This window comes from Vibrio sp. 811, assembly GCF_033339195.1.
Map to the genome: position 1 here is coordinate 1 of NZ_JAWOUB010000902.1, position 529 is coordinate 529.

A 529-nucleotide genomic window follows, 5' to 3' on the forward strand; every position below is an offset into this window, starting at 1 on the left:
ACTGGGTTGGTGGTTTGAGAATAAAGTCAGACACAGGCCGCTCACCTTATGATGTGTCCATTGAAGATGGTAGCAACTCATTTAGTGATGTACCTACTGGCTCTGGTTTTTGGAGCTTTGAACCAAATTTGTCTCTTATTCATCCTGTTGATCCTGCAGTTTTGTTTGCTAGCATCAGTTACATCTACAACTTAGAGGATACTGTTAAGGTTGGTGACACAAAAGCTGATGTTGAACTAGGAGACACTATTTCTCTTTCGGGAGGGATGGGATTTGCTGTAAACCCTGATCTTTCCTTCTCATTAGGACTGAGTCATAAAACTATCTTGAAAAGCAAGGTGAATGGAAGCTCAGCAGATGATGCAAAATTGCTTCAACTAGATGCACTTACTTTTGGAATAAATTATGCGTTTAGCCAAAGATCGTCTATCAATATCAGTGCGCAGGCTGGGCTAACTGAAGATACTCCTGACTTTCAATTGACGGTTAGAGTACCGTTCAATTTATGATACTTAATTTCTGATAGCGT

The 529-nt window shown here is 40.3% G+C and carries 1 protein-coding gene; it reads left to right on the forward strand.

All coding sequences use genetic code 11. The features are described 5' to 3' along the window. Positions 1-509 (forward strand): transporter (locus tag R7Q46_RS30030; RefSeq protein ID WP_318078699.1); only part of this gene is annotated, 509 nt, incomplete at its 5' end. Positions 510-529: the final 20 nt, after the last annotated feature.